Annotated in this window: 22 protein-coding genes and 1 pseudogene; 6 read left to right on the plus strand and 17 right to left on the minus strand. The window is 63.6% G+C overall.

The genetic code is table 11. The annotated features are described in order from the left end of the window. The first annotated feature begins 2 nt into the window (after window positions 1-2). Complete coding sequence (locus tag TBU01S_RS12145) at window positions 3-1,799, plus strand: hypothetical protein (RefSeq protein WP_068636891.1); 1,797 nt, start codon at window positions 3-5, stop codon at window positions 1,797-1,799. A gap of 17 nt (window positions 1,800-1,816) precedes the next feature. Then, on the plus strand, window positions 1,817-2,875 hold the full coding sequence (locus TBU01S_RS12150) for a hypothetical protein (protein ID WP_068636892.1): 1,059 nt from the start codon (window positions 1,817-1,819) through the stop codon (window positions 2,873-2,875). 21 nt (window positions 2,876-2,896) lie between these two features. Here the strand turns inward: TBU01S_RS12150 and TBU01S_RS12155 are convergent, their stop codons facing one another. From TBU01S_RS12155 to TBU01S_RS12170, 4 genes are read right to left on the minus strand one after another with little or no spacing between them, the layout of a single operon-like run. After that, window positions 2,897-3,871 carry a glycosyltransferase family 2 protein gene (locus TBU01S_RS12155; RefSeq protein ID WP_083953591.1) on the minus strand — a complete coding sequence of 325 codons (975 nt, stop codon included), beginning with the start codon at window positions 3,869-3,871 and terminating at the stop codon, window positions 2,897-2,899. Beyond that, window positions 3,868-4,788 (minus strand): hydrolase 1, exosortase A system-associated, encoded by a 921-nt coding sequence (locus TBU01S_RS12160; RefSeq protein ID WP_083953592.1) that lies wholly within the window; start codon window positions 4,786-4,788, stop codon window positions 3,868-3,870. Before TBU01S_RS12160 ends, TBU01S_RS12155 begins: the two co-directional genes overlap by 4 nt. Next, window positions 4,785-5,609 carry a hydrolase 2, exosortase A system-associated gene (locus tag TBU01S_RS12165; protein ID WP_068636894.1) on the minus strand — a complete coding sequence of 275 codons (825 nt, stop codon included), beginning with the start codon at window positions 5,607-5,609 and terminating at the stop codon, window positions 4,785-4,787. The genes TBU01S_RS12160 and TBU01S_RS12165 overlap by 4 nt, the downstream gene beginning before the upstream one ends. A 7-nt stretch (window positions 5,610-5,616) precedes the next feature. Then, on the minus strand, window positions 5,617-5,871 hold the full coding sequence (locus TBU01S_RS12170; RefSeq protein WP_068636917.1) for an acyl carrier protein: 255 nt from the start codon (window positions 5,869-5,871) through the stop codon (window positions 5,617-5,619). Between the two features lie 112 nt (window positions 5,872-5,983). On the opposite strand from TBU01S_RS12170, the gene TBU01S_RS12175 reads away from it, so the two are divergent. Next, complete coding sequence (locus tag TBU01S_RS12175; RefSeq protein ID WP_068636895.1) at window positions 5,984-7,153, plus strand: carboxylate--amine ligase; 1,170 nt, start codon at window positions 5,984-5,986, stop codon at window positions 7,151-7,153. 99 nt (window positions 7,154-7,252) lie between these two features. Here TBU01S_RS12175 and TBU01S_RS12180 read toward each other — a convergent pair whose 3' ends face one another. Further along, complete coding sequence (locus TBU01S_RS12180; RefSeq protein WP_068636896.1) at window positions 7,253-8,935, minus strand: asparagine synthetase B family protein; 1,683 nt, start codon at window positions 8,933-8,935, stop codon at window positions 7,253-7,255. A gap of 174 nt (window positions 8,936-9,109) precedes the next feature. After that, entirely contained in the window at window positions 9,110-10,612 is a 1,503-nt protein-coding gene (locus tag TBU01S_RS12185) for a lipopolysaccharide biosynthesis protein (protein WP_068636897.1), read from the minus strand. Between the two features lie 240 nt (window positions 10,613-10,852). Here TBU01S_RS12185 and TBU01S_RS12190 point away from each other — a divergent pair, with 240 nt between their 5' ends. Genes TBU01S_RS12190 through TBU01S_RS12200 form a run of 3 tightly spaced genes read left to right on the plus strand, consistent with a single transcriptional unit; the run spans window position 10,853 to window position 13,935 of the window. After that, the gene (locus tag TBU01S_RS12190) at window positions 10,853-11,731 is read left to right on the plus strand and encodes an arsenate-mycothiol transferase ArsC (protein WP_083953593.1); all 879 of its coding nucleotides are present in this window, start codon (window positions 10,853-10,855) and stop codon (window positions 11,729-11,731) included. Further along, a complete protein-coding gene (locus tag TBU01S_RS12195) occupies window positions 11,728-12,690 on the plus strand; it encodes a polysaccharide deacetylase family protein (protein ID WP_068636899.1) in 963 nt (320 codons plus the stop codon). Before TBU01S_RS12190 ends, TBU01S_RS12195 begins: the two co-directional genes overlap by 4 nt. 15 nt (window positions 12,691-12,705) lie before the next feature. Beyond that, complete coding sequence (locus TBU01S_RS12200) at window positions 12,706-13,935, plus strand: carboxylate--amine ligase (RefSeq protein ID WP_068636900.1); 1,230 nt, start codon at window positions 12,706-12,708, stop codon at window positions 13,933-13,935. On the opposite strand, the gene TBU01S_RS12205 is transcribed toward TBU01S_RS12200, so the two are convergent. The 11 genes and pseudogenes from TBU01S_RS12205 to TBU01S_RS23050 form a co-directional block, all read right to left on the minus strand. Continuing rightward, entirely contained in the window at window positions 13,915-15,252 is a 1,338-nt protein-coding gene (locus tag TBU01S_RS12205; protein ID WP_068636901.1) for a putative O-glycosylation ligase, exosortase A system-associated, read from the minus strand. The genes TBU01S_RS12200 and TBU01S_RS12205 overlap by 21 nt on opposite strands. Window positions 15,253-15,274: 22 nt before the next feature. Beyond that, window positions 15,275-16,408 carry a glycosyltransferase family 4 protein gene (locus tag TBU01S_RS12210; RefSeq protein WP_245650912.1) on the minus strand — a complete coding sequence of 378 codons (1,134 nt, stop codon included), beginning with the start codon at window positions 16,406-16,408 and terminating at the stop codon, window positions 15,275-15,277. Then, the gene (locus TBU01S_RS12215; protein WP_068636903.1) at window positions 16,405-17,640 is read right to left on the minus strand and encodes a TIGR03087 family PEP-CTERM/XrtA system glycosyltransferase; all 1,236 of its coding nucleotides are present in this window, start codon (window positions 17,638-17,640) and stop codon (window positions 16,405-16,407) included. The genes TBU01S_RS12210 and TBU01S_RS12215 overlap by 4 nt, the downstream gene beginning before the upstream one ends. After that, entirely contained in the window at window positions 17,637-18,839 is a 1,203-nt protein-coding gene (locus TBU01S_RS12220) for a TIGR04063 family PEP-CTERM/XrtA system glycosyltransferase (RefSeq protein WP_068636904.1), read from the minus strand. Before TBU01S_RS12220 ends, TBU01S_RS12215 begins: the two co-directional genes overlap by 4 nt. Window positions 18,840-18,953: 114 nt before the next feature. Next, window positions 18,954-20,891, minus strand: coding sequence for an XrtA/PEP-CTERM system amidotransferase (locus TBU01S_RS12225; RefSeq protein ID WP_068636905.1), 1,938 nt, complete (start codon window positions 20,889-20,891; stop codon window positions 18,954-18,956). A 16-nt stretch (window positions 20,892-20,907) separates the two neighbouring features. Beyond that, on the minus strand, window positions 20,908-22,041 hold the full coding sequence (locus tag TBU01S_RS12230; protein WP_068636906.1) for a TIGR03088 family PEP-CTERM/XrtA system glycosyltransferase: 1,134 nt from the start codon (window positions 22,039-22,041) through the stop codon (window positions 20,908-20,910). 20 nt (window positions 22,042-22,061) lie between these two features. After that, entirely contained in the window at window positions 22,062-23,624 is a 1,563-nt protein-coding gene (xrtA, locus tag TBU01S_RS12235; RefSeq protein WP_083953594.1) for an exosortase A, read from the minus strand. 11 nt (window positions 23,625-23,635) lie between these two features. Continuing rightward, window positions 23,636-24,679: a FemAB family XrtA/PEP-CTERM system-associated protein gene (locus tag TBU01S_RS12240; RefSeq protein ID WP_088178872.1), complete on the minus strand. Its 1,044-nt coding sequence runs from the start codon at window positions 24,677-24,679 to the stop codon at window positions 23,636-23,638. A gap of 25 nt (window positions 24,680-24,704) precedes the next feature. After that, window positions 24,705-25,544, minus strand: coding sequence for an XrtA system polysaccharide deacetylase (locus TBU01S_RS12245; protein ID WP_068636909.1), 840 nt, complete (start codon window positions 25,542-25,544; stop codon window positions 24,705-24,707). Between the two features lies 1 nt (window position 25,545). Beyond that, window positions 25,546-26,706, minus strand: coding sequence for a non-hydrolyzing UDP-N-acetylglucosamine 2-epimerase (gene wecB, locus TBU01S_RS12250; protein WP_068636910.1), 1,161 nt, complete (start codon window positions 26,704-26,706; stop codon window positions 25,546-25,548). Further along, window positions 26,703-26,931, minus strand: a pseudogene (locus TBU01S_RS23050) (hypothetical protein); the annotation flags it as partial. The pseudogene TBU01S_RS23050 and the gene wecB, both read right to left, overlap by 4 nt.

The following is a 26,931-nucleotide window of genomic DNA, read 5'->3' on the forward strand; positions in this document are numbered from 1 at the left end:
GGATGGTGGCGAACGCGGCGCTCGATTCCCTGCTCAATCGACTCACCGCTGCGCTGGGCGAGCAGATCCGGCCCGGCATCGGCTTGTTCGATCCGGCCGACGACAAGCCCAGCCCGGCCGACCACTACGGCCAACTGTACGCGGCCCTCGCGCTCGCCTGCCGCAGTGAGAACGACTGGGCAGTCGGCCGGAAGGCACTGCAAGCCTGGCTCGCGCTCGACGCCAAACGTCTGGGACATCTGCCCTTCAACCGGCTCGCGCTGCTGCTGTTGCGCATCGTGCTCGCCGGGCGCGGCCTCACTGCGAGCGACGAGGCGATGATCGAGGCCGGCCTTGCCCGCTGCCGCCTGCGCCGCCGCTACCCCTCGAACAACTGGTCGCTGCTCGCACAGACCTGCCGCCTGATCGAGGCGCCCGCCCACCGCAAGGCGCTCGAAAGCCGTCGCCTATGCAAGCTGCTCGAGCGCTGGACAACGACCAAGGGCGGCTTCATCGATTTCCCTGCGAAGCCGCGCGAGCACTTCTCGACACCACTCGCCTACCATCATAAGGCGCTCTATCTCACCGCCCTGGCCTGCTGGTTCCACGACGATGCGGAACTCGCTCATCATGCCTGTCGCATGCTCGACTGGCTGGTGCATTGCTGGGATCCGGCAGGCTACGCTGGCGGCTTCGGTCGTACCACACATGGGCTGTTCGGCGACGGCTGCCTGATCGCGAGCCTGATCCTGATGGGCAGCGAGGACGATGTCTGGCAGCAGCCGATCGCCGCGCTATGTGATCGCCTTGAAGCCCAGCATCGTCCCGACGGCCTGCTCTGGCTGACTCCTGCGGGCCCCCGGTCGGGCACGGCGAGCTGGGACGGCTACATGCACCTGTCGGTCTACAACGCCTGGGCGGCCGCGATCATCGCTGCCGCGCGCACCCTCAAGGACAGGCGTGCGCGCCCCACTCCGCTCTGCGACACGCGCTGGACGGCAGCACGCACGGGCCTGTTCCACGATGAGGAGGCTGGACTGGCCTACCTTCGGACCGAAGACGGGCTGAACGCCCTGGTTTCGACCCGGGGGCAGCCTCCCCAGGCCTACAGCCGCAACGAAGCCGATTTCCGCTACGCGGGGGGGGTACTCATCCATCTTCGCCTTCGAGACGGCCCTCCGCTGGCGGCCCCGCCTGTCAGGACGGCGCGCAAGGCACTGACCACCTCGCCAGTGCTCGCAGGATGGACACCGTTGTTGAAGGTGCGAGATACGATCTACGCGATCGACAGTTTCGAGCGTGTTGCGATCTCAGAAAGTGCGGCGATGACGACCATAGCGCTCATGGGCCAGCCAAACGAGCTCTTTCGTCCAACACCCGGAACTCCCTGGCAACGCGCTCTCGCCACGCTGGACTGGCGTATTCTGGGAGGAGCGCTCGGTCGCAAGACGGCGCTTCGCCGCCGGAAACTCGAGCGGCTCACGGCACATTTGGAGATCAATTTCTCACGGACCGGGCTCGCCATTGCAGTTAACCTGGACCTCGATAACGGGGTCTTGGACGACGTCGTATATCTGAACCCTTTGGGGCATACGACAGGGAAGGCGCTCACCGAATGGATAACGGCTGGCCCAGGCGAAGCAGGCGAGCACTCTTCCATCTGGATCGACAGTTTGCCGCCTTCATCCTTGTCTGAGCTCCCGGCGCGGGCACTGGCACCACAAGTGCTTGCGCAGGGACGCAGCACCTGGATGTTTCAGCTCAAAAGGGGCGACCCACCATCGTCCATTTCCGCGCTGCAAGCTACAGCGGCCCCCTGAAGGAAGGAGCACGCGCAGTGACATTGAAGAAACTGACAAGAGTCGCGGCACTGATCGCCTGCAGCATCCTGTCGATGGGCGCATCCGCCACCACATCGCTCGAACAGACCGAAATTGGCCGCCTCGCCCAATCGCTCCAGCCAGGCGAGTTCGGCCGGCTCGAAACCGTGGTCCCTCCGAAATACAAGCGCTTGCACGATTTCATGCGGGTCGAGGTCGCCGACGGGCGCAAGCTCGAGATCGACGGCTGGACGGATACCGCCCACTGGGATCCCAAGCGCCAGAAGGTATTCTTTCTAGGGAAAAGGCAGCACAAGAAGTTCATCAGCTACGATGCGCGGACGAATACTTGGGAAGAACTCGGCTGGGCGGGAGAACCCCCTCCACAGTTTGAGCAGTTCGGCCGCCCCTACGGCCGCAATGCGCTCGACTGGGAGAACGGTCATTACTACCACTTGTCCCTCGTTGACGGTTACTCGAAGGGGCTTTACCGCTACCTCATCGACCAGAAGCGCTGGGAGCGCCTACCGGATCTACCGAGCGGCGGCGAGAAGACCGTGGCTGCGGTCTCGATGGAGTGGCATCGCGGAATGAAGATGCTGATTCTGCTCGATCGAACGGGGAAAGGCCATCAACTGTGGGGATTTGACGGCAAGGCATGGAAGAATTTGGGTCGCTCGGCCGTCCACGGCTACCATTCACAAATGCAATACAACGAAAAGCGCGGAGATCTTCTCATCGCGGGCGGATCGCACACGATGCAGAAAGTCGACCTGATCACGCGAAATGGCGAACTGAAGCATCTCCCGGATGCTCCGTTCAAGATGACGATCAGGAACAGCGATCTTTTTTACGACCCGGTATCCGGAAACTACCTTTACCTGATTACCGAGGAACGAGAGCTCTGGGAGATGAATCCAGATAGCCACGAGTGGAAACGCATACGTACCTGGACCAAGGAAAACTGGCCATTCGGGGAATACGGCTACGTCGTACCCGCACCGATCGACGAGCTAGGAGCGGTTCTCTGGCTCCACCAGAGAGCGCCACTACTCTACCGCCACACCTCGCGGTGAAGCGTTTCGCCCCCTTCTGGATCAGACTTTGAGGGCTTCCGCCTTGCCGAAGCGAGCCCGCAGATCAGCCAATGCAGAAACCGCAACATAAGCCCAGGATTTCAGGTGGAGCGGTTTTTCCTTCACGGCAGAGCGGAATTCGTCGAGCGCCTTGGCGGCCATTCCGCGCTTCAGGAAAAGATACCCGCACATGAAGTGAATCTTGTGCAGGCGCTCGCGGATCTCGGACTCCGTGATCGCTTCGCCGTTCGGACTGGCCAGCCCCCACTTCGCCCGCGCCCGCCCGATGACGTCTGCGGCATAGTTGTGATCCCGCCCGACTGCGGTCGCGCTGCCCGGATGCTGACGATAAAGCGCATAGGCACGCGACAGGCGATGGATTTCGGTTTCCCGCGAGGCTCGCAGGAAATATTCGTAATCTTGGCCCAAGCGGAAATGCTCATCGTAGAGGCCGATCTTGTCGATCAGGCTGCGGCGCATGATCACCGTCGTGGTCCATACGAAATTGCGCAACAGCAGCTTGTGGTAGACCCAGCCCGAGAACTCGCTGTCGATCGCATCCACCGGCACTTTCCCCTGATCGGGAATCACCGAGGAAGGATCCGGAAACACGCCCTTCTCGTCCGACACCCATTGCGAAAAGCCGGTGCAGTTCATCGCCACAGCGGGATGGGCGCGGAAGTAGTCGATCTGCGCCGTGAGCTTGCCCGGCAGCCAGATATCGTCGGCGTCGAGAAAGGCGACGAACTCGCCGCGGGCCGCACGGATCCCTGCGTTTCGCGCAGTGGCCGCGCCGCCGTTCTCCTTGCGGATCAGGGAGACCTGCGGATAGCGGGTGGCGACGACCTCGACGGTATCGTCCTTCGAGCCATCATCGACGACGATGATCTCGACCTGGGGATAGTCCTGCGCCAGGACGCTGTCGATCGCCTCGGCAATGTGTGAGGCGACGTTGTAGGCGGGAATGACGACGCTCACAAGACCGGTGATGCTCATGCTGACCTCTGAAATTGTACGACCCCCTGCGCGGCATGCGGCTCGTCGCAGGGCTGAGTCACGGATGATGCAAGGCGCGCCCGCAACCAGTCGAGCGTCCTCTGCTCGATGGCGTGCTTCCAGTCACGGGAGGAGAAAGTATGGTCGGCATCCGCAAGCTCGAAAAAGTTCGGCCCCGGCTCGACCGCCTCGCGCCACATGGGGTGCGCGTGGCAGAAATCGGCGAATTCACGCGCGGTGAGATCATTGCCGCTGAGCCCCACCAGCACGCGGCCACGCAGCCGCTGCCAGCCTTCGCCCATGCGTTCGATGAAGGTACGTGCTGGGGCTGAGCCACGGGCTGCATTACGCGCTTTTCCCTTCAGCCGCTGCTTCAGTGCCCCAGCCAGCCCGGCGAGCGCGTGCCCGACCCTGACTTCGCCGCCGAACAGGCGTCGCCAGAACTGCACAGAAAGCAGTTTGCCCTTGTAATAATGATCGATCCGTGCCGCAGCAAGCGAGGCCTCGGTGCGCACCCATGGATTTAGCGCAACCACCCCTTCCACTCGCACATCCAGCGGTGCATACATCAGCGCCGCTGATGCCCCGTCGCACAACCCCCACAGGACGACACCATCCAGTTCCGGCACAGCCTCGAACAAGGCATCGATCGCCGCCTTCAGGTCGGCGTCCACGCTCTCGAAGCGGCGTTGCGGAGCGGCACTGTCGCCCATGCCACGGTAGTCGAAGCGCAGGCAGGCAAAACCGCCGGCCGCCAGCGCGCGGGCCAGCGAAACGAACTGCCGGTGGCTGCCGGCCCGGTACTGCGGGCCGCCGACGACGATCAGCACGCCCAGGCGCACCGGCCGATCCGGCCGACTGAGCACTCCGACCAGGGGCGAGCCTTCGCAATGGAACACCAGTGGCAGTTCGCTCATGCTGCAGCCTTCCCGGTCAGTGCCGCAGCCGAGGCAGCGAGCAACTCCGGCGCGAGTTCGATTTCCTGGGTCTGCCAGAACGGGGGCCCGCTCACCGCATGCATGCTCACCGCCACCCCGGCCGCCTGCCACTTCGCGACCAGGCGTTCGATCACAGGCGATACGGTGGTCGCCGCAGCGGAGATCTGGAACCAATGCACTCCGTGTGGTGCATGGATCGCATCGAACTGTGCCCGCTCCATGCCGACGGCGAGCGCTGGCGCAAGCTCGTAGCCGGCGACCTCGACGGCCTGGCCCGCCGCGAGCCGCTGCTGCGGCGAGGCCTCCTGCGCTACGCCGGCCTTGCCCATGATCCTCGCCGCCTGCCACAAGCGCAGGAACTGCTGCAGATGCTGTTTTCCGCTCAGCACCGCTTGCCACATCAGCAGACCGCAGTCGAGACGCCACCGAGCTGCCGCCTCACAGGCCAGCAATGCACCGAGACGCAAGCCCCAGAGCCAGACCGGCCCCTCACAGTGGCGCTCCGCCCATTCATGGGCAAGTCGTACGTCCTCAAGCCAGCCTTCCCAGTTCGCCTCGCCGAACTCGCCTTCGCTGTCGCCACAACCACCCAGGTCGAGTTGAAGGACATTCCAGCCTTGTTGCGCCCAGGCTTCGGCCGCCAGCGCAATCATGTGGCGCGACTTGTTCAACTCTTCGGCAAAGGCAGGGACATGAATGACGGTTCCGCGCCCGGACTCGCCGCAGGCAGGACGACGCAAAAGGCAGAAACGAAAACCTGTCGGCGTGGGGAGATGGAAAGCTTCGATTACCGCCGGCATGCGCGCCTCAGGCGGCGATTTTGAGCCCGACCGCCTCGATCAGCGAACCAACGGTCGCGAAGGTCTGACCGTCGATCTCGTCGTCGTCGAAGAAGATCCCGAAACGCTCCTCGATCGCCCCGATCACGCCGACTACGGCCATCGAGTCGAGTTCAGGCACCGCTCCGAGCAAAGGAGTTTCCGGTGTCATGGCCGCCGAGCGGCCTTGGAGGCTGAGGATTTCGTCCAGGATGGACAGGATTTCTGCTTGAATATTCAACATCAACTCCCAAACGTGCGGATCTGCGCTGCACTGCAATAACGCGTGAGTATAATCTCTCTTCTCGTGACAGAATACGCCGAGCCACATTGCGGTAAAACATCACGGATACCAAATGCCCGAACCCCCCCGATCTTCTACCGCCGTCGTGGTCGGCCTGTGTGCACACGGCGTGGGCATGGCTCGCAGCCTGCACCGAGACGGCATCCAGGTGGTCGCGCTCGAAGCCAACGCAGCGCTGCCCGGCGTACGCACCCGCTGCGCATCCGTGCGCATTGTGGCCGACATCAACGGCGATGGTCTCATCGATGCGCTGCTTGCGCTCGCGCGGGAACTCGGCGAGCCTGCGCGGCCGGTGCTGCTGCTGACCAACGATCGAATGGTCGAAACGGTGAGTCGGCACATCGCCACCCTCGAGGAACTCTTTCGCCTGAGCTGGGGGCACGCGGCCGCAACCCTTGCCCCACTGCTGGCGAAGGACCGCATCGAGGCGCGCTGCCGCGAAACGGGGCTGAACTATCCCAGATCCGTCCTCGTCTCGGACTTTGCCGAGGCGCAGGAGAAGCTTACATCGACCGCCTTTCCGGTGATCGCCAAGCCGACCCGGCCGGTTTCGGCGTTCAAGACCCAGGTCTCGGCCTCCTTCGAGGCATTTCTCGCGGCACGTGCCCGCATGGAAGCCAGCCTGCCGATCGTGGTGCAGGAGTTCATCCCCGGCGACGACACGGTGATCCGCTTTGGCGCCCTGTATCTGGACGAAGGCCGCGTCCTCGCCCGCTTCGAGGGCCGCAAGCTGCGCTCGCGGCCGATGGGGCATACCACGATCGCGGTGTCCGAACCGGATGATCAGGTGCACGCACTCGCATTGCGCTTCTTCGAAGGGCTGAATCTCTCCGGTCCGGTATCGCTAGAAATCAAGCGGGATCCGCAGGGGCGCTACTGGGTGATCGAGCCGACCGTCGGCCGCACCGACTTCTGGGCCGGGCTGTGCGCCGCCAACGGCGTCGACATGACTCTCATCGAGTATCGCGCACAGACCCGGCAGCCGCTGCAAACGCCGTCGCAGCGACGCAGCCATCTGTGGATGAACGGCGAGCGCGACCCAGGCGCCGTGCTCTGGCTGCTGCGACATGCGCCTGCTCAACTTCTGCGACACCGGATCCGTGGCGTCTATGCCAGCCTGTCCGACCCGGGTCCCTGGCTGCTGTCGCTCGGCCGCTTCCTCGGCAATCTGCCGTCGCGCGCGGTCCGCAAGGTCAGCCGCGCCGTGACTGGCGGCGCGTGAGCACGCAGGTATAGCGCGGCGCGCGCCCGGGCGCCTGACCGGGCTGGCGCTGCCGGGTTTCCCGGTCGGCTGCGCGCCGGCCCGGCACGCAGCGGCTTTTCACTTGCGAGTCTGATCCTTCCCCGCCCTTTCGAGCAGCGCAATGGTCAGCAACGCACCGACCCCGTCAAAAGAAAGCCCTCGGCCGAAACGCTGGCCCTCCACGACCTTGATGATGTCCCAGCCGAAAATCTCTTCGATCCAGCTGGACCCGGAAATCACATCATAAACTTCCGTGCGGAAGGCTTCATCAGCCCGCAACATCCGCTCGAACGCAGTTTCCTTGCCCTTGAGCAGAGGCTTACCCGGCCACACCCGATTCACATAGTAGGTGACGTACTTCGCAATCTTGCGCTTTCTCGACACCTCGGCACCAGCGGTAAGCGGCAGGCCGGTCTTGTCGTGGTCGATCGCCGCAAGCCTGGGATCGATCATACCAATGATTTTCTTGTACGCAATCGCCCCCTTACGCAGGCTCCAGGGCAAGCGCATTGCATAATCGATGAGTCCGCTGTCCATTCCCGGAGTCCGGACATCGAGGTAGTTTGCGTTCAAGCGGACGATGCCGAAGACCATCCTTCGGCTGCGATTCTCCATGATGAACTGCTGGCTCGCATCCAGCCCATGACGGCCACCTGGAAAGGTCGCCTCGTAGTCTTCACGAAATTGGCGGAACAGCGCGCCCTGCAGATCGAGCTTGAACATCTCTGCACGGAAACTGGCCATCTTGAAGCAGCGCTCGCGTGCATCCGACACAGTTCCTTCATGGAAGAACATGCCCGGGTTCATCAGGATGCCCTGCAGGAAGCCATCAACGGTGGACGAATAGCCGAGCTCTTCGGCGAGTTCCTGCGCCGTGCCCCGCAAACGCCAGTGCCCCACGTTGAGATCACCCGAATCGAGATCGAGGTCGGACCGTGCAGCTTCGCGCATCGACTTGGAGGAATGGAACTCGCGGACCGTCTTGCCGTACACGCTGGCAAGCCGCCGCGCAATCGGCAACTCGAAGTCACCCATGTCCTCGACGTGGAAGAACAGGTCGTCGGGGCCGATCAGGTCGGCGCAACAACCGGAATTCCCGCGCGAATCGAGGCCGCCGGTCAAGGGCCAGGCGACCTTGCCGGGAATCGCCGTCCGCACCGCCTTCCGGTTCGCCTCACGGATCACTTCAAGGCCTTCATCCAACCACTGTTGCTCATTGGCAACCGCCTCGTCAGTGACGAAGGGGGTCCAGTAGCGGCAGGCCGTGCTCGTTCCCTGGACGGACAGTGCCACCGTCGAGGCGCAGGGCAGCAACGAGACCCCCTCGAGCACCGTGCGCACGCCCGTTGACTGATTCAGCATGACCATCTGCATCACGCCCAATGCATCCGGGCTGTCGAAGCCGAAACGGACCATGTCGGTAAGCCGGCTGGCAAAGAAAGCCCTGCCGTCCCTGAGCCCCCAGTAGATCGGGATCGTCCCCAGGCGATCCGTTGTAAACACCAGCTGTCCGGCTTGCGGCCAGTCGACCTGGAGCCACGAGCCGCTTCGCTCCTTCAACGCTCCGGCAAAATCATCGACACGGCCATCATGAATGAGCAAGCCTTTCTGGCTGCGCATCGCACGGCCGGAGCGATCGAGCGAGAATTCGAGCTGCCATCCCTCCCCTTCGGCCCGCTCCCACTTTCCACCGACAGTTGGCACGCCGCTCAGCTTCGGCTCGCATCCGCCAGGGCCGATCACCCCTCTAATCAAAATCATTTTGCCGTACTCGAATAGATCGTTAAGGAAACACCGATTATTTTACCGGCATGCCTGCTCCCCGGGCTTGACGGCGAGGAGCCGTCCGGAAACAGCGGGAGTCGCATCAAGGAGGCCCGCCGTCGTCCTGAGCAGTCCACCGCCACCACCCAGCTCCTTCTACGTGCCATTCGGTCACGGCCTCTCGCTGAGCCAGTTCGACGGAACATGCCGTTTGAGCTTGGGGTGATTCAGGAAGCGCTGTTCGATACCTTGCGGCCTGCCGACGATCAGCCATGCGACCAGCGTCACGAAAACATAGACGAAGGCTCCGACGAGGGCCGACACCACCATCACGCCGAACGCCGCCAGTGCCGAGCCGCTTTCCGGCAGTGCGTGCTGCACGGACAGTACGGCAAAGGACATCGCCGCAGTGCTCAACAAGGGGCGCCACATGACCTTCATGAGCTCGAAACGGCCGAGACCCAAGGCACGCGTGACCAGTCCGACACCGGCAGGCAGGGTCAGGGCGGAGCCAAGCACCCTCGCCCACGCCGCCATCTCGATGCCGTGGCCATTCATCAGCCAGTAGATCATCAACGGATACATTATCGCGAGTTCGAGCACCGTCATGATGCCAACCCAGTATGGACGTCCGAGCGCCATGAACAGGCTGTGCCGGTTGCCGTGGAAGATCTTGGTGGCGCCGTACAAGCCGAGGATCTGAATCAAGGGAACAGCGGCATCCCAGCCCGGGCCCAGCAGGATCTGGACGATCTGTTCGGCAAGCAGGATCACGCCGACCGCGGCCGGCAAGGTCACGGCAATGACCGCGCCTTGTGAAGCCACGTAGGCACGCTGAAGCGCCGGCCGATCATCCACGAGTTTCGAGAACCCCGGAAAGACCGCCTTCATGATGGGGCCGTAGAGTTCCGTGGTCGGCAACGACGCGATCTCATTCGAAACCCGGTAGGCCCCCAGGGGTTGTGGGCCGAGGAAGCGACCAAGGACGAAATCGGCCCCCCTGTCGCGCAAATAGACGGTGAAATTGTTGAAGACGAGCCACGAGGAGAAGCCCAGCATCTCGCGCCACGCGCTGACACGGAGCTTCGGGCGATACGGATGCATCACGTAGCTCAAGCCGACGCCGATGACCTGGGAAAGCAGCGTGCCAAGCGCCAGCGCCCAATAGCTGCGGAAATAGAGCGCGAGCGCTACCGTACCCCCGACCGCGAGAAGCTTCTTCGCCAACTGGAAGCGAAACTCCCGATTGAACTCGAGCTCCTTCCTGAAAGCAACGATCCCGATGTTCTCGAGCCCGCTGATGAAGGCGATCGCAGCATAAACGTACATCACCTCCGTCAACCGCGGTTCCGAGTAGAACGCGGCTACATGCGGGGCGCCAATCACGATGACGAAGGCAGCAACGGTCCTGAAAACGAGGCCAAGCGTCCAGGCCGTGTCGAAATGCTCGCGTGTCGCATTCTGCTTGCGGATCAAGGCGAGGTCGAAGCCGAGGATGGTGATGAGTTCCACCAGTGCGGCCACCGAAAGCGCCATCGCGATGAGACCGAAATCGGCCGGCACCAGCAAGCGGGCAAGCACCGCGGTGCTGATCAAGCCCAGGCTGCGCTGCAGCAAGCGCAGCCCGACCATCCACGCCGCCCCCGCGGCGACCTTGGAACCCAGATTCTTCACACTGATACTCGATGGAGGCGCCTGTCGATGGTCGCCCCGGTAAATGGAAGTGAATGTTCAGGCCGGCGGACTTGGCCTGCACCCTCCGCCAGTCGACTAATGCATCTGCCTTGACGCCCAGGCGCGCCGAAGAGCCATCGCCCACGACGAACCGCGATGAGCGCGCCAAACTCACTCATTACGCCCGTGGCCACGTCCCGAGCGGTCAAGCGGGGGCAATGATGCAGGACGGGTGGTACGATGTCGATGTATCCTTTCACGTTTTCGTTGCAGATGCACCTTCTGCCCGACCTGGATGGCACAGGCTCCACGGCCCCCAAGGTCGGCAAGCGCGCCGATCGGCGGCGCGGCTGCGAAGATGCCGCGCCGCGGTTCGACATTGCACGCATGGCGCACCGGTCTTTCCCACAGAGCCCCCTTCAGCATGATGACACCCATGTACAACGTAGCGCGCCTGCAGCGATCCTCAAGCGAGCAAGCTCGCCGCCTCTCGGGCACACTGGAAAATCGATCGGAGAGCGGCCAGTGAGCTCGCTGTTCGTACGCCTGAAAGACCTGATCGATGCCAATCACGGGACGCATCGAGGATGGGTACGCTATCTGCTGGGCCAGGCCGAGGGCATCATCGGCCCGAGCGACCGCTTCCGCCGCATTGCACCCCCAAAGGTCGGCCGTCTCGTCTTCGTCTGTCTCGGCAACATCAACCGCAGCGCGTTTGCGCATGTGGTCGCTGCGCACGAAGCAGCGGAATGCATCTCGATCGGCCTGTCAACAACTACCGGTGCGCCTGCCACCAGCATGGCGCAGGAGGTTGCACGCGAGTTCGGGCTGTCGCTCGAGCAGCACACCGCCACCGACATCAGCAAGTACGAGCCGCGAGAGGACGATCTGCTGCTGGTGATGGAGCTGCGCCATGCACACCGCCTGGTGAGCCGCGGCATTCCGCCCGGGCAGATCGCCCTGCTCGGTCACTGGGCGCGCCCCATCCGCTACCATATCCACGACCCGGAAAAGCTCTCGCGCGAATACTACCGCAGCTGCTTCAGCGTGATCCGCTCCGCCGTGGTCAATCTGGTATCCGAGCTCGAACGGGCCGGCAGCCCGAGCATCCCGCGATGAATGTGTTCCTGACCTTCGATATCGAGATCTGGTGCAACGACTGGAATGCGCTCGATGAACGCTTTCCCGGCGCCTTCCGGCGTTACATCTACGGTCGTTCGCCGGCCGGCGATTACGCTCTGCCGAAGACCCTGGAGATTCTCAACCGCCATGGCCTGCAGGGCGTGTTCTTCGTCGAGCCGCTCTTCGCCGCGCGCTTCGGTGTCGAGCATCTCGCGGAAGTCACCGCCTTGATTCGCGATGCGGGCCAGGAGGTGCAGATGCATCTGCACCCTGAATGGACCGACGAGATCAGCCCGCCGGTCTTCCCCGACAAACCCTTCAAGCGCCAGCACCTGATCCATTATTCGCGCGAGGAGCAGACCGAGTTGATGCGCCGTGGCCTGGCCCTGCTTGCCGCAGCGGGAAACCCGGAGATCACCGCTTTTCGGGCCGGCAGCTTCGCGGCCAACGCCGACACGCTGGCTGCGGTAAAAGCATGCGGCCTCGGTGTGGATTCGAGCCTCAACATGCTCTATTCCTATTCCGGCCAGGATGTTCGCACGGAAGGGGATTTCTACTTCCCGTACGAGCGGGACGGGCTGCAACTGCTGCCGATGAGCATCTTTCGCGATGGCAGGGGACGGCTGCGCCATGCCCAGGTGGGGGCCTGCGGCGTTGCCGAGCTTCGTCACGCAGTCGAGCACTCGGCCGAACACGGCCATCCCTGCTTTACGATCCTGTCCCACAACTTCGAGATGCTGCGCGCCGGTGCGAGCCAGCCGGATCGCATCGTGGCAGGCCGCTTCGAAAGGCTATGCCGATTCCTCGGCGCGAACCGGGACGATTTCCCGACTGCCGGGCTCCGGTCAGTGCCGACCTTCGGCAAGGCGCCGGCGAACATGCCCCTTGCCGAGGCAGGGCGGCTCGCCACCCTTTGCCGCCTCGCCGGCCAGGCTGCCCGGCGACTGCCGATCTGACAGACAAGAACATTGATGAGCGAAACACCCCTAGCGAGCGATCCGCCGTGCTTCGTACTCGGCATCGAAACCCAGATCGGCGTCGGCGTGATCCGCGAGCTGGCCCGGGCGGGCGTTCGCGTCATCGGTCTCGCCAGCCGCGAACGCTCGATCGGGCTCGCTTCGCGCCACCTCGAGCGCGGCGTGGTGGTCGGGCCGGCCCGCAACGATGCCCTCGTCCAGCGCATCCGCGCACTTGGCGAGGAATACGGCGGCGCCATCCTGCTGGGCATTTCGGAGACCGACCTGCAGTGGCTCATGACGCACCGCGACGCCTTCGGCCCGGTCAAGGTGATCGCCCCGCAGCCCGACACTTTCGCCCGCGTGCTCGACAAGGCCCGGACCCTGGCGCTGGCAGAAAGCGTGGGGATCCGCGTACCTCGCACCCGCGCTGCCGGGAGTCTGGAGGAATGGAAGACAGCCTGCGCGGAACTGAACTATCCAGTAGTGGTGAAGTGGGCAGACCCGATTGCCGCCATGCCCCGCCTGCGCGAGCATGGCCTCGCCTTGCAGAAGCTGGAATACGCTGCCGACGCGCCGAGCCTGTGCCGGATCGGCGAGCGCTTCGCCGCTGCCGGGATCTGGCCGCTGATCCAGGAATACTGCCCGGGGCGCGGTCTCGGCCAGTTCTTCTTCATGCACGAGGGTCGGGTGGTCCGCCGCTTCCAGCACCTGCGCATCGCCGAATGGCCACCGGAGGGCGGCTTTTCCAGCGTCTGCGACGCAGTGCCGCTGTCGCAGCATCAGGCGCTGCAGGAGCGCTCGGTCGCCCTCCTGCAGGCAGTCGGCTGGGAAGGTTGCGCCATGGTGGAGTACCGCCTGGATGAAGCCACCGGAGAAGCGGTGCTGATGGAGATCAACGGCCGCTTCTGGGGCAGCTTTCCGCTTGCGGTGCAGGCCGGCGCCAGCTTCGCCAGCCTCGCCTACCACCTGCAGGGACTCGGCCGCACACCGGCGCTGCCGCCACTGCGCGAGGCCTTGCGTTGCCGCATGGTATCGACCGAAGTGAAGCGTCTGGTGCGCCTCCTCTTCCAGCCCGGCAGGATCCGCGACCCCTTCTTCAGCATCCGGCCAGGCCGGGAGCTGTGGCGCTTCGCCAGCGACTTTCTCCGTCCGAACACCTGCTACTACCTCTGGGATCGGCGCGATCCCGGCCCCTTTCTCGCCGATATGCGCAACTACGCGCTACGCCTGTCCAAGTCTTGAGCCCTGCGGTGTGACGAGGCGATCGCCGAGAAAGAGCGGGATACCGAAAATACGCCGCTCGGGCACGACGGAGGGTTCACTCTGCCACCCCTTGCTCGCCACCCACACTCGCGCCGCCACGGCGAGCGCCAGCAGGTTGTAGGGCAAGTCGAAATAGGCAAGGCTGAGAAAGGCACCGCCGATGGCGAAACCGACCAGGGACACCTGAATCATCGAGCCGAGTTGGACACACCATTCGGTTTCGGCTTGCGCGCGGCCATGCTTGCGCAACCAGCCGGCAGTCCTCCAGGTGGACAGCCACAGGCAGAGGTAGATGATCAGGCCCACGAAACCATGTTCACCGAGGATGTGGAAGTAGATGCTGTGGGCCGACACGATCATCGTCGGATCGGGTGCATACAAACCATAAACGAACTCGTTGTAGATGCTGAAACCACCGCCGAAGAAGTTCTCCTTGGCAATGTTGAACGCCATCCACCAGGCGTTGAGGCGTCCCATCGCCGAACGATCCTCCTCGTAGGTGCGGAGCGTGCCCATGCGATCCCACCAAGTGTCGGGCATGAAGGACAAGAAGACCACGCCGCACAGCAGCATGACGACCGCCGTAGCGAACTTGTTCTTGCCCCGCCACCAGAGCAGCATCAGCATCGCGCTGACCCCAAGCAAAGCGCCACGCGATTGCGAGCCCAGAATCGACACCCCGCAGAGCACCATCGCCGCCGTCATCGCGTGCTTGTGCCAGGTCTTGTGCAGCGTGGTCTGAAGGAAGCGGAGCAGGGGCAAGGTCATGATCAGCGCCACCGCCAGCGAGTTGTTCTCCTCGATGTAAGACCCCGAAGGCCCGCGCACGTGGAACGCCCCACCGGTAGACAAAGTGAAGATGCCGCCCTTGACGCCGAAAAACGCCACCGAGAGCGCGAGCACCCACGCAAATACCATCATTTCCCGCTTGGTCCGAACCAGCATCAGCGTGACAAGGATCATCAGGTCGATCTTCAGCACCTTCTCGAGCATGCCCAGACTCGCCGCGGTATCGAAGGCGAACACCGTGGTGATGCACATCCAGCCGATCAGGATCACCAGCCAGGTCACCGGAGCGCCGATGAAGGGACTGCGCCTCTCCTTCGACGCAAGCAACCCGACCAGGGTGCAGAGGGCGATGAACATCGCCACCGGCGCATCGAACATGAAACCCCAAGACAAACGGTGCGGGTTCATGATGCTGAACCAGGTCCACATCATGGCGCCGACGAAGGGATGCCGGAGCGCCAGCAGCCCCCCCGGAACGACGATCATCAGCAGGATCAGGTCACGCATTCGAACTCACCCTCGACTCTATTCAGCCGCGGTCGCGGCGTGCAACCGCGCGGTAAAGACGAAACCACTGCTCGCGTACGGTAGGCCATGCGTAAGTGCCAGCCGCCTCCCTTCCGGCTGCGCGCAGCCGGCCGGCGAGTGCAGGATCGCGCAATATATCGACTGCCGCCCGGCCCATGGCCTCGGCATCGCCCACCGGCACCAGCAGGCCGGACACACCCCGCTCGACCACGTCAGGAATGCCCCCCGCGTCGGTGCTGACGACCGGCACGCCGCTGGCGAAAGCCTCCAGAATCGAAATCGGCATGTTGTCGACGGTACTCGGGTTGAGCATGCAGTCGGCCACATCGTAAAGGGAGGGGATGTCGGCATTATCCACCCGGCCGCAGAAATCGACGCTGTGCGCGAACCCGAGTTCCACCACCAGGGCCTGCAGCCGCGCCAACTCCGGCCCGCTGCCGGCGACCGTGAGGCGGGCGCCAGGAAAGGCTTCGCGAACGATGGCAAAGGCCCGGATCGCGGTCGGAATGTCGTAGATCGGCTCGAGGTTGCGGGTGACGATCAGGTGAGGGGCATCGCCGAAGAGCGGGCGCTCGCGCAGATGAAAGCGGGACAGGTCGACGATGTTCGGGACGATCATCGCCTCGAGCCCATAGCGGGCGAAAACGCGCTGCAGGAAGCCCGAGGGCGTGACCCGCGCATCCGCCCGGGCAAGCGTGCTCAGGACGTGACGCGGTGCATTGGCAAAGAAGCGATCGGCATTGCCGCCCCGGTAGTTGATGATCACGCCGGCGCCCCGGGCACGGCCGATCCAGGCCGCGGGCGCGGCGAAAAGATGCCAGGCCCAGCCGGAATTGGCGAGGATGTGCATGACCTCGACCCGCCCCGCCGCCGCCCATAGCTGCCACAGGTAGGGAAGGAGGCGGAAAAGCGCACGCAGCACCGGGACACGGCCGACCCAGTGCGGCCGATAGGGCGGATTGTGGCGCACGAGCTCGACCTCGAGCCCATCACCGCGGAGCAGGCGAACGAGCTGTTCGCACTGGTTTGCCATACCTCCGGACGGCGGCGGCAGCGGCCCCACGACACATACCGTGGGCATGGCTTCGCCCGCGGCCATGGGCGAGGAGGCGTCAGACATCCTGGGCTGCGTCATGCCGCCCCTCCGGCGGCCGCGGCCGCCTCCTCGGCGAGGACTTCGTCGAGCAGGCCGAGATGGGCCTGCCAACTGTAGTGCTTCAATACACATTCGCGCGCCGCGCGCCCCATGTCCTGCCGCCCGCTGGCGTCGGCCAGCAAGCCGACCACGCCTTCGGCGAATGCCGCAGCGTCCTCGGCCACCACGCAATCCCGGCCGTCCTCCGCGGCGAGCCCCACCGCAGGCGCCGCAGACAGCACCACCGGGCGTGCCATCGCCATCGCCTCGAGCACCTTGTTCTGGATGCCGCGCGCGATGCGCAGCGGCGCCACCACGACATCGGCATGGGCGAGGTAGGGACGCACGTCCGGGACGGTGCCGGTGACGGTGACCGCCTCGCCCGCCAGTTCGAGCACCGCCGGCGCCGGGTTCATGCCGACGATCCAGAAGCGAACCTCACCGATCCGGGAGCGCACCAGGGGCAGGATCTCCTTGGCGAACCAGCTCACCGCGTCGATGTTGGGCCAGTAATCCATCGCCCCGGTAAACAACAGCACCGGGCCACCGGGCGAATAGGGTGAGGCAAAGCCGACATCGGGCGAAAAATAGGTGGAATCGACCCCGTTCTGCATCACGCAAACCCTGTCGCCAGCTTCCGGGGCCGCGCGCCGGAACAGCGCGGCCTCGGCTTCGGTGACGAACAGACTGCAGTCGGCCTGGCGCGCGGCGGCGCGCTCGAAGGCAAGCAGCCGCGCGCCCTCGCGGCGGTAGAGCCAGGACAGGGGCCAGGGACGCTCGGCCGCATACTGGGTCCATTTGGCGGAATCGACGTCGCAGAAATCGACCACCGTGCGCTCGAGCCGCAGAGGCTCGAGATACTGCGCCATCGGCCCCGAGAAGGTGACCGCCCGGGCGATGCGCTCGCGGTTCACGGTGGCGCGCACCCACTCGGCGAGACGCGCATCCCGATAATAGGGCAGGCTCAATGCCTCACTGCCGAGCAGCGCAGGCAGGCTCGCGATGCGCTTCCAGCGCGGGCTCAGCTCGATGGCGCAGACGTCCTCGCACCATTCCTTGAGCCGCTCGACATGCACGCGGTCATCGGGATGATCGACGAAGGTGCCGAGGAAGACCCGGTGCCGCTGCGCGAGCTGGCGCAGGATGTTGAAGGAGCGCACCTTGTCGCCCTTGTTCGGCGGATAGGGGATGCGGTGCACCAGATAGAGAATGGGCGGGCGCACGTCACTCATCCCTGCCCCTCGACCAGTCGACGATAGACCGGTACGTAGTTGGCCACGCTGTTCTTCCAGTTGCGCACATTCTCGACGAAAGCACGGCCTGCGGTACGCATCCCGGGCCAATGTCCGCGATGCGCAAGCATGTCGTCGATCGCCGCGGCAAGGGCATCGGCGGAACCCGCCTTGAACAGCTTGCCGGTTTCACCATCGCTGATCAGTTCCTTGTGGCCACCAACGTCGGAAGCCACGAACAAGCGGCCCTGTGCCATCGCCTCCAGCGGCTTGAGCGGCGTAACCAGCTCGGTCAGGCGCATCGAATGGCGCGGATAAGCCAGCAGATCGATCTGGTCGTAGTAGCAACTGACTTCGCTGTGCGGCACACGGCCGGTGAATACCACCTTGTCGGCGACACCGAGCCGCTGTGCCTGAGCCTTGAGATTGGCGTCCTGCGGCCCCCCGCCGACCAGCAGCAGGCGCAGATCAGGGCGCTTCTGCAACAACGCGGGAAAAGCATCGAGCAGCAGATCGAGGCCTTCGTAGGCATAGAAGGAGCCGACGAAGCCCACGGTGGTGCAACCTTCCAAGCCGAGTTGGCGGCGCAGCTCGGGGTCGGCTTCGCCGGAGAGCTGGAAGCCTTCTACATCGACCGCGTTGGGAATCACGGTGACCTTGCTTGCCGGGTTGCCGCGCGCCACGATGTCGGCCCGCAGACCTTCACAGATGGTGAAAGCATGATCGACGCGCTTGAGCGCCCAGCTTTCCAGTGCCCGCGTGGCACGGTAGCGCAGGCTGCCTTCGGGGGTCGTGCCGTGATCGACGGCGGCGTCTTCCCAGAAGGCACGAATCTCATACACCACCGGAATACCCAGCCGCCTGCCGACCCGGATCGCCGGAATGGCATTGAGCACCGGCGAATGGGCGTGCAGCACATCCGGCTTGAGTTCGCGCGCGAGTTGCTCCAGCCGGGTTTCGGTGGCGCGGATCAGCCGCAATTCGTTGATGCCTGCCGGCCCGGCTTCAGGAACGCTGCTGCGGTAGAAGCGCAGCCCGTCGACGTCCTCGACCTCAGCTGCGGTCGTGCCCTGCTTGGGCGAAGTCAGGTGAAATGTTTCCCAGCCCAGCGCCCGCTGCTCGCGCAGGATGGCCGCAGTGCGGAAGGTGTAGCCGCTGTGCAGCGGAATGGAATGATCGAGGACATGGAGGATACGCATCGGATGGTCTCGGAGCGACTCGAGAAAGGGTTTGGTGGGCGTCGAGCAGACATGCTCAGTGGCACTCAGTCGGTCCACTCACATCTTTCCGCCTCATGTATGACGCCGGTCAAATCAAGCAAGTGCTGCGGCGGCCGGTTCAATCGTCGGAAACATGTCGTCGCGATGCAGATTCCGCGTAAACGCCTCGAACATCAGCAGACTCCACAAAGGTGCGCTGTAATCGCGCGCACCCGACTGATGGGCATCGACAAGATGCTGCAGGTAATCGCGGTTGAACATGCCTGTTGCGGCCAGCGTGTCACCCAACACGGCCTCTTGCACACGCTGCTTGAGTGGGCCGCGGAACCAGCGCGCGAGTGGTACTGCAAAGCCCATTTTCCGCCTGTAGAGCACGTCATTGGGCAACAACGGCTCCATGGCCTTCTTGAACAGGTACTTGCCTTCGTTGCCCTGGATCTTCAGCGAGGACGGCAAGGTGGCGAGCCATTCGACCAGCTTGTGATCCATCAGCGGCTCGCGCACTTCCAGCGAATGCGCCATGCTGGAGCGGTCGACCTTGGTGTTGATGTCTCCGACCAGATAGGTCTTGAGATCCAGGTACTGGATCAGCGCCAGTGCATCGTCGGTGTCGGCCTTGGCCGCATGGCGGCGGAACACGTCGAGCGCATCGTAGCCACCGAGCTTGCGATGGAAATCGGCACTGAACAGCTTGCTGCGCATCTCGCCGCGCAGAATCGACACGCTGTGGAAATAGGCTTCGACGGAATCGCGCGCCATGGCCTGGAACGTGGTCTTGGCGCGGAACACGCGTGGCGCCCAGTCGGCCTTGGGGTAGACGCGGCCCAGCATACCGAAGAGCGGCTGCCGGACGGCTTGCGGAAACGCCGCACGCAGACGCTCCTCCATCAGGTGCGAACGATAGCGCCGGTAGCCACCGAAACTTTCGTCGCCGCCATCGCCCGACAGCGCCACCGTGACCTTCTTGCGCGCAAGCTGGCACACACGGTAGGTGGGGATCGCCGAACTGTCGGCGTAGGGCTCGTCGTATAGCGCGGCCAGGGTATCGATGAGGTCGAAGTCGTCGGACTTCACGATCTCGACAAAGTGATTGGTGCGGTAGCGGTCCGCGACCATCTGCGCGAATTCGGATTCGTTGAACTTCGGATCGTCGAAGCCGATCGAGCAGGTATTGACCGGCTCGTCCGACAAGCCCGCCATGGTGGCGACGACGGCGCTGGAATCCACCCCACCCGACAGGAAGGCGCCCAAGGGCACTTCGGAAATCATGCGCAGGCGCACGGATTCACGCAGGCGCTCGGTGAGTTCGGCAATGGCATCGTCGAGCGACATGGGGTTGTCGAGCGTGAAGCGGACATCCCAGTACTGCTTCGGCTCAGGCACCGGCTGGCCGCGGCGGATGCACAGCGATTCGCCCGGCCCGAGCTTCTTCGCGCCGAGGAAGATGGTGCGCGGCTCGGCGACGTAGCCCAGGGCGAAATATTCCTCCACCGCCAGCGGGTCGATGCGGCGGTCGAGCCCGGGGTGCTGCATCAGCACCTTCAGCTCCGAGCCGAAGGCCAGCGTGCCATCGTCGAGCAGCGCGTAGAAGATCGGTTTGACCGCGAGGCGGTCGCGCGCCATGAACAGCGTGTCGCGCTTGCGGTCGTGAATCGCGAAGGCGAACATGCCGCGCAGGCGCTGCACGCAGTCCTCGCCCCAGGCCTGCCAGGCATGGACGATGACCTCGGTGTCGCTGCGGGTGCGGAACACGTAGCCCAGCGCCTCGAGCTCGGGAACGAGTTCCTGGAAGTTGTAGATCTCGCCGTTGAAAACGATGGCGACCGAGCCGTCGTCGTTGAACAGCGGCTGCTGGCCGGTGGCAAGGTCGATGATGGACAGCCGGCGATGCGCCAGCGCGACACCGGGCTCGAAGTGGTAGCCCCCTTCGTCCGGGCCGCGATGGTGTTGGATATCATTCATGCGCAGCATCAGTTCGCGATCGAAGTCGCGCTTGCCGCGCGTGTCGAAAAGGCCGGCAATGCCGCACATGCTCAGTCATCCTTGCTCAATGAGAACGCCGCTGCAACAGACGTTCGTAAAGTTCGGTATAGCGCGCCACCATGCCATCGAGGCTGAAGCTCTGCTCCACCCGCAGGCGGCCGGCCAGTCCATGTGAATTCTGCAGCGCAGCATTCGAAGCGTAGCACATCAGCGCCTCGGCCATCGTGACCGGTTCCTCCGCCGGAACCAGAAGGCCTGTGCGCTCCGTCTCAACCAGTTCGCCATTTCCGCCCACATCGGTCGCCACCACCGGCAAGCCACTGGCCATTGCCTCGAGGATGGTGTTGGAAATGCCTTCCGCTCTGGATGGCAGCGCGAAGATGCCCAGGCTGCGCATCACATCGGGCACGTCCTTGCGCTCACCCGCCATCCATACGACGTCGGCCAGATCCTGCTGCCTGATCTCGTCCTCGATCGCTGGCCTGAGCGGGCCGTCTCCGGCAATGGCGAGCCGCAGGCGCGCCGCAGCCTCGCCCCCGTTCCGGCGCGCAATGGCAAAGGCACGGACGAGGTTGAGCTGGTCCTTGACGACCTGCAGGCGACCGACAGTGCCGACGACGAGCACATCCCTGCTACCAAAGGGGCTATCCGCGAGCGGAATGCGTGCGCCCCCGGGAGCGGGATGAAAGCGAGCCGTATCCACACCGTTACAGATGCGCTCGATGCGCTCCGCCGCCACACCGACGCGCTCCACCAGATAGCGCTCGATATGCCCTGACAGTGCGACGTAACGCTTGACGAAAGGACTGTAAGCGCGGCGAATGCGCTGGTTCTTGCGCAGCATGCCACCGGGATCGGACACATCCCAGCCGTGTTCTCCATGCACACGTGTCCGCACACCAGCCGCCCAGGCCGGTACCGCTGCTTCCAATGCGGCGAGGTTGCGCGTATGGACGATTGCCGGCCGGTACTGGCGAAACAGCCGGAACAGGCGCGGATACAGCTTAATCCCATGGCCAGGCGGCTTGTTCAGAGAGATGAACTCGACACTGGGAACATGCACCCGATGCGTGAAGTCCGGATCGCATTCGGTCAGCGCAACGACGCAATGCCTGAAACGCGATTCAGGCATGTGATTGATCAGGTTCACCACCCCATTTTCAAGGCCACCGACGCTGAAACGATAGACCACGTGCATGAGCAGTACCTGCTGAACACTCACCTTCGCTCCTCGACGTCATGCAGTTGCGCCTGCAGAGCAATCCAATGGTGTGCAAGGAAATCCTCGATCATCTCCCTCGTATCGCCTGCTCCAGCCTCATTCTTGACCGTGATGACGATCACCGCGGAATCATCCTTCCGCCCCGTCAGTCGGTCGATGGCCAAGAAGATCTTGGCCAAATAATCGTTGGCGACAATCCGATCATTGATCCAGTACCAGCTCCAGAGATTCAGAACATCATTACCGCGACGCAGCCCTGCGTGGCGAACCTCACCAATGGACAGTTTCGCATTGGCACTGGCAGTTCTCACCCAACCTGACTCCTGCCGGCCATTCAAGCTATTGCCGAACATGACGAGTTCATAACCGTCACGTTGTTCCGCATAATATGCGAAATAAAGCCCAAGCTCGGCGCCGTCATCACGCCGATAAGTCTGGAAGATGTCGCCACGATGTCCATGGAAGCTCGGCCGGAAATCATGTGTCGCCCTCTCCTCGACGGCTTGCCAGTTACCTGCTGCAGGTGGAGCCTGAAGGCCAATAGTAAAGGGCTCGACCGGTGCATTCAGCGAAGCTGCGATCAGCGGGAATATGGCAACACAGACGGCAAGAGGTGCCAACGGCCACCACCTGGATTTGGCGGTCACAGCCTGATCAGGCTCTCCGGCTCCAACCACAGCCAGGATCTTTGGTTGTTCTTCCCTCCAGCGGGCTCCGATCAGGAACATGAGGAAAATGACAATGCCAAAGAACACCCAGCCATAGATTATGTGGATGAAACCTTCAACGAATTCACTGCCAAAATGGTATCCCACCATGACTGTGATGTAGGCACGTATCCAGTTGGCGACAATCGGCACTGCAAGCGCCACCAGCATGAACATGAGCCGCCGCTTGAGGCTCACGTAGTTGATATACGCATAGAGCGAGCCGACCATCAACGAAGCAATGAGATAGCGCAAACCACTGCATGCCTCGACCACCGACCAGCGTCCGTTGGGAACGATGAAGTGCAAGCCTTCCTGGTAGACCGGTACGCCGGTCGCACGCAAGGCTATGACGGTGAAGTCGGCCGTATGAGCCATCAGTACCGGAAGCAGAAACTCGCCAACGGGCACACCAAAGAACAGAAACAGCAGGGGAAACAACAGCACTCGGGACAATCGCCAGCCAAGCACGGCAACGAATGCCGCAACCAGCATGGAGACGAGCGCCACATGAGAAACCGCGGCAACACTTACGACTTCCCCAATGAGCCATGCCAGGCCAATCACGAACATGGCCCCGATCAACGAGACAGCAGGCTCCGGCATGTTGCGCGCAACCAGTTCACGCTTCTGCCAGACAAGCCAGGCAAAGATCGGCAGCACCACCAGGCCATGTGCAAAAGTATCCGATTTCCACCAGATGGCCGCCATGTCTGCTGCCGTCTTGAAGTACCAGCCAACCACCCAGGCAAACGTCGCCAGCATCAGTCCTGCAACGAGCCAGAATTGCCCTCCGATTCCGGCACGGTCGACCTGGTTGTGCGATGCAAGTGCTTCGTTTCGAAACTGCATGAAAGGAACCTTTACCCCAGGTTGCGCACGATGTGCGGACCGACGGCATTCGCCACCCCCAACGGCAGCCGCTTCCACAAGGCGATGAAGGCACGGTACTTGGGGTTCATCGGATTGTTCTGCGGCACGCCGTCGCGCTTATACAGGCAGTACTCGTATGACAGCGGCCGAGGCTCGAACCCCCAGTTCTTCTTGAAGCTGTACGGGCCGGTGCCGATTTTGCTGCGACCGTAGTCGAACACCTTGCAGCCGCGCTCGCAGGCGCGGCGCATCAATTCCCAGTACTTGAAGTCGTTGGCCGCGAGCTCGCGCGCGGCAACATCGTCGCCGGCGTAATAGGGCAGCACCTCGTCGCGAAAGTAGAAGCTGAGCACGCTGGAAAGCGGCCGGCCGTCGGCATCGGTGACGGTGAGCACTTCGCAATCATCGCCGAACGTGGCCTTCAGGCGCTGGAAGAACTTCTTCGGCAGCGCCGGCGTGCCGTGGCGCAGCACGTTGTCGGAGTACAGTGCGAAGAAGCGCTCGACGTCCGCATCGATGTGGCTGACGAGTCCGTTCTTGATGCCCTTGCGCACCATGGCGCGCTGCTTGCGTGGAATGGCGAGCATGTTGGCTTCGACCTCGGGCAGGATTTCCTTGCGGAAAGTCACGTAGAGATCCTGGCGCGGCCAGTCCTCGTGGCGAATACGGTCGAGATTGCGGTATTCCAGATGCTGCACGCCGAGTTTGCGGGCAAGGGCGTCAGCCTCCTGCTCGAGCAGGGCGACGGCCTCGTCGCCCGCCTCCTCGGACGCGGCGATGCCGCCGTACACGCAGAACGGCAGCGAAGTCAGGGCGTGGCCGAAGAGCCGGCTCTTGACCTCGGCCAGCGGCAGCACGGCAATGATGTCGCCGTCGCGCTCGGCAAACAGGAAGAAGGTTCGATGACGGAACACCGTGCGCACGATGTCCTGCCACGCCGACAGGTGGAAGAAAGTCGCCTGCGGGCATTCACGCACGAAGGCGTCCCAGCGCTCGGCGTGCTCGGGTGAAAGCGGTTTGACCTTGATTGGCATGCGGTACCCCTGTTCTGCCAGCCATTCAGGCCGCGTCGCGGAAAACCTCATCCGCACGCCCCCAGGCAAAGTCGGACAACAGGCGGTCGAGGCGCGCGGCGGTGCGCTCCAGATTCACGTAATGGCGGAAGCGCGTCTTGGCGCTGGCTTCCCGTACGCGGGGCTGCTCGGGGTCGATTTCCCACGGATGGAAATAGAAGATCGCCGGGCGCCTGTCATCGGCATTGACGCGCGCGATCTGCCAGCGCGACAGCGAATATGGCAGCAGGCGGAAAAAGCCGCCGCCGCCTGCCGGCCAGTTGCGGCCGAAGGCGCGCACCGTGGTGACCGGCACTTCCACCAGGCCATTGGCGAGCCGCCACGGAAAGCGCGGCGCGTCGGGAATGCCGTAGTGGTCGTGCTTGACCGGATAGACGCTGGAACTGTAGGCGTAGCCGGCCTCGGCAATGCAGTCGTGTGCCCACAGATTGCCGGCGCCGATCGAAAAGCTCGGCGCGCGGTAGCCGGAGACGGACTGGCCGATGATGTCTTCCAGCACGGCCTTGGCCAGGCGGATGTCGGCAGAAAACGCTTCGGGCATCATCGCGCTGGCACGCTCGTGGCTGTAGCCGTGGCTGGCCACTTCGTGGCCGTTGTCGGCAATGCGGCGAACCAGTTGCGGGAAGCGCTCGGCAATCCAGCCGAGCGTGAAGAAGGTACCGCGCGCACCATGGCCATCGAGCATCTCGAGAATGCGGTCGACGTTGCGTTCGACCCGGCAGGGCACGGCGTCCCAGCCTTCGCGCGGGAAATGCGGCGACAGCGCGGAGACCTGGAAATAGTCCTCGACGTCGCAGGTAAAGGCGTTGGTGATGCGATCGTTCATGTCAGGCCTTCGTCGCATGGGCTTCGGCCGCCGCCAGCCAGCCATGCAGGTGGGCAGCGATGCGCTCCGCGGCATGCCCATCCCAGAATTCAGGAATGCGCCCTGCCTTGCCGCCCGTACCCAGCACTTCACGTGCGGCAACGGTGATGGCTTCCGGGTCGATGCCGACAAGCGTATTCGTACCCTGCTCGACCGTGATCGGGCGTTCGGTATTCTCGCGGATCGTGACGCAGGGCACGCCGAGCGCGGTTGTCTCTTCCTGGATGCCGCCCGAATCGGTCAGCACCAGACGCGCGCCGGACATCAGGCCGAGCATTTCGAGATAACCCTGCGGCGGCAGGAGCAGGAAGTTGCCCTGCTCCACCCGGTCGAGCATGCCGAAACGTTCGAGGTTGTTGCGGGTGCGCGGATGCAGGGCGAAGACCAGCGGCAACGATGCGCTGACCTGTTTCAGCGCATCGATGATCGGGCCGAGGGTGTCGGCATCGTCCACATTGGACGGCCGATGCAAGGTGACCACGCCGTAGCCGCCAGCGATCCGGCCGGCATCGAGGCCCGCTGCGGCAAGCAGATCGGCCGCCGGCACCGCCTTGGGCAGGCTGGCGCGCAGGCTGTCGATCATGACGTTGCCGACGAAGACGACGCGTTCGGCCGCAATCCCTTCGCGAACGAGATTGTCGTGGGCGCTGCGTTCGGTGGTGTACAGAATGTCCGAGAGCTGGTCGGTCAGGATGCGGTTGATTTCCTCCGGCATACGGCGGTCGTTGCTGCGCAGGCCGGATTCGACATGAACCACCGGGATGTGGCGCTTGCTGGCCACCAGCGCGCAGGCAAGCGTCGAATTGACGTCGCCCACCACCAGCACTGCCCGGGCACCATGCTCATCGATGACGGGCTCGAAGCGCTTCATGACTTCGGCCGTCTGCACGGCGTGCGAGCCCGAGCCGACGGCCAGATTGACGTCCGGTTCGGGCAGATCGAGATCGGCGAAGAGGCGATCCTTCATCGCCGGATCGTAGTGCTGGCCGGTATGCACCAGCAGCGTCGGGATCGGCGGCTGATGGGCAGCGCAGGCACGAATGATCGGCGCCACCTTCATGTAGTTGGGGCGCGCGCCGACGACGCAGATGACGGGCGCGCTGGATGAAGCGGAAACGGTCATGAGGCCTTCTCTTCGGCAGGCGCATCGTTGCGCACCGCCTGCAATAACTGATTGAGTACGTTCAGAGTGGCGGACACCGAATGTTCCAGACTGGTCAGGCGCGCCTCGATGCGCTGGATATCGGTGTTGGCGGCCATCTCCGCGACCTGGTTCACGAGTTCGGGCATACCTGCAGCCGCTCGAGCGCAAGGCCCTGGGGCAGTTGCACAGGCGTTGCGGCATCCG

The organism is Thauera butanivorans NBRC 103042 (genome assembly GCF_001591165.1).
GTDB lineage: Bacteria > Pseudomonadota > Gammaproteobacteria > Burkholderiales > Rhodocyclaceae > Thauera > Thauera butanivorans.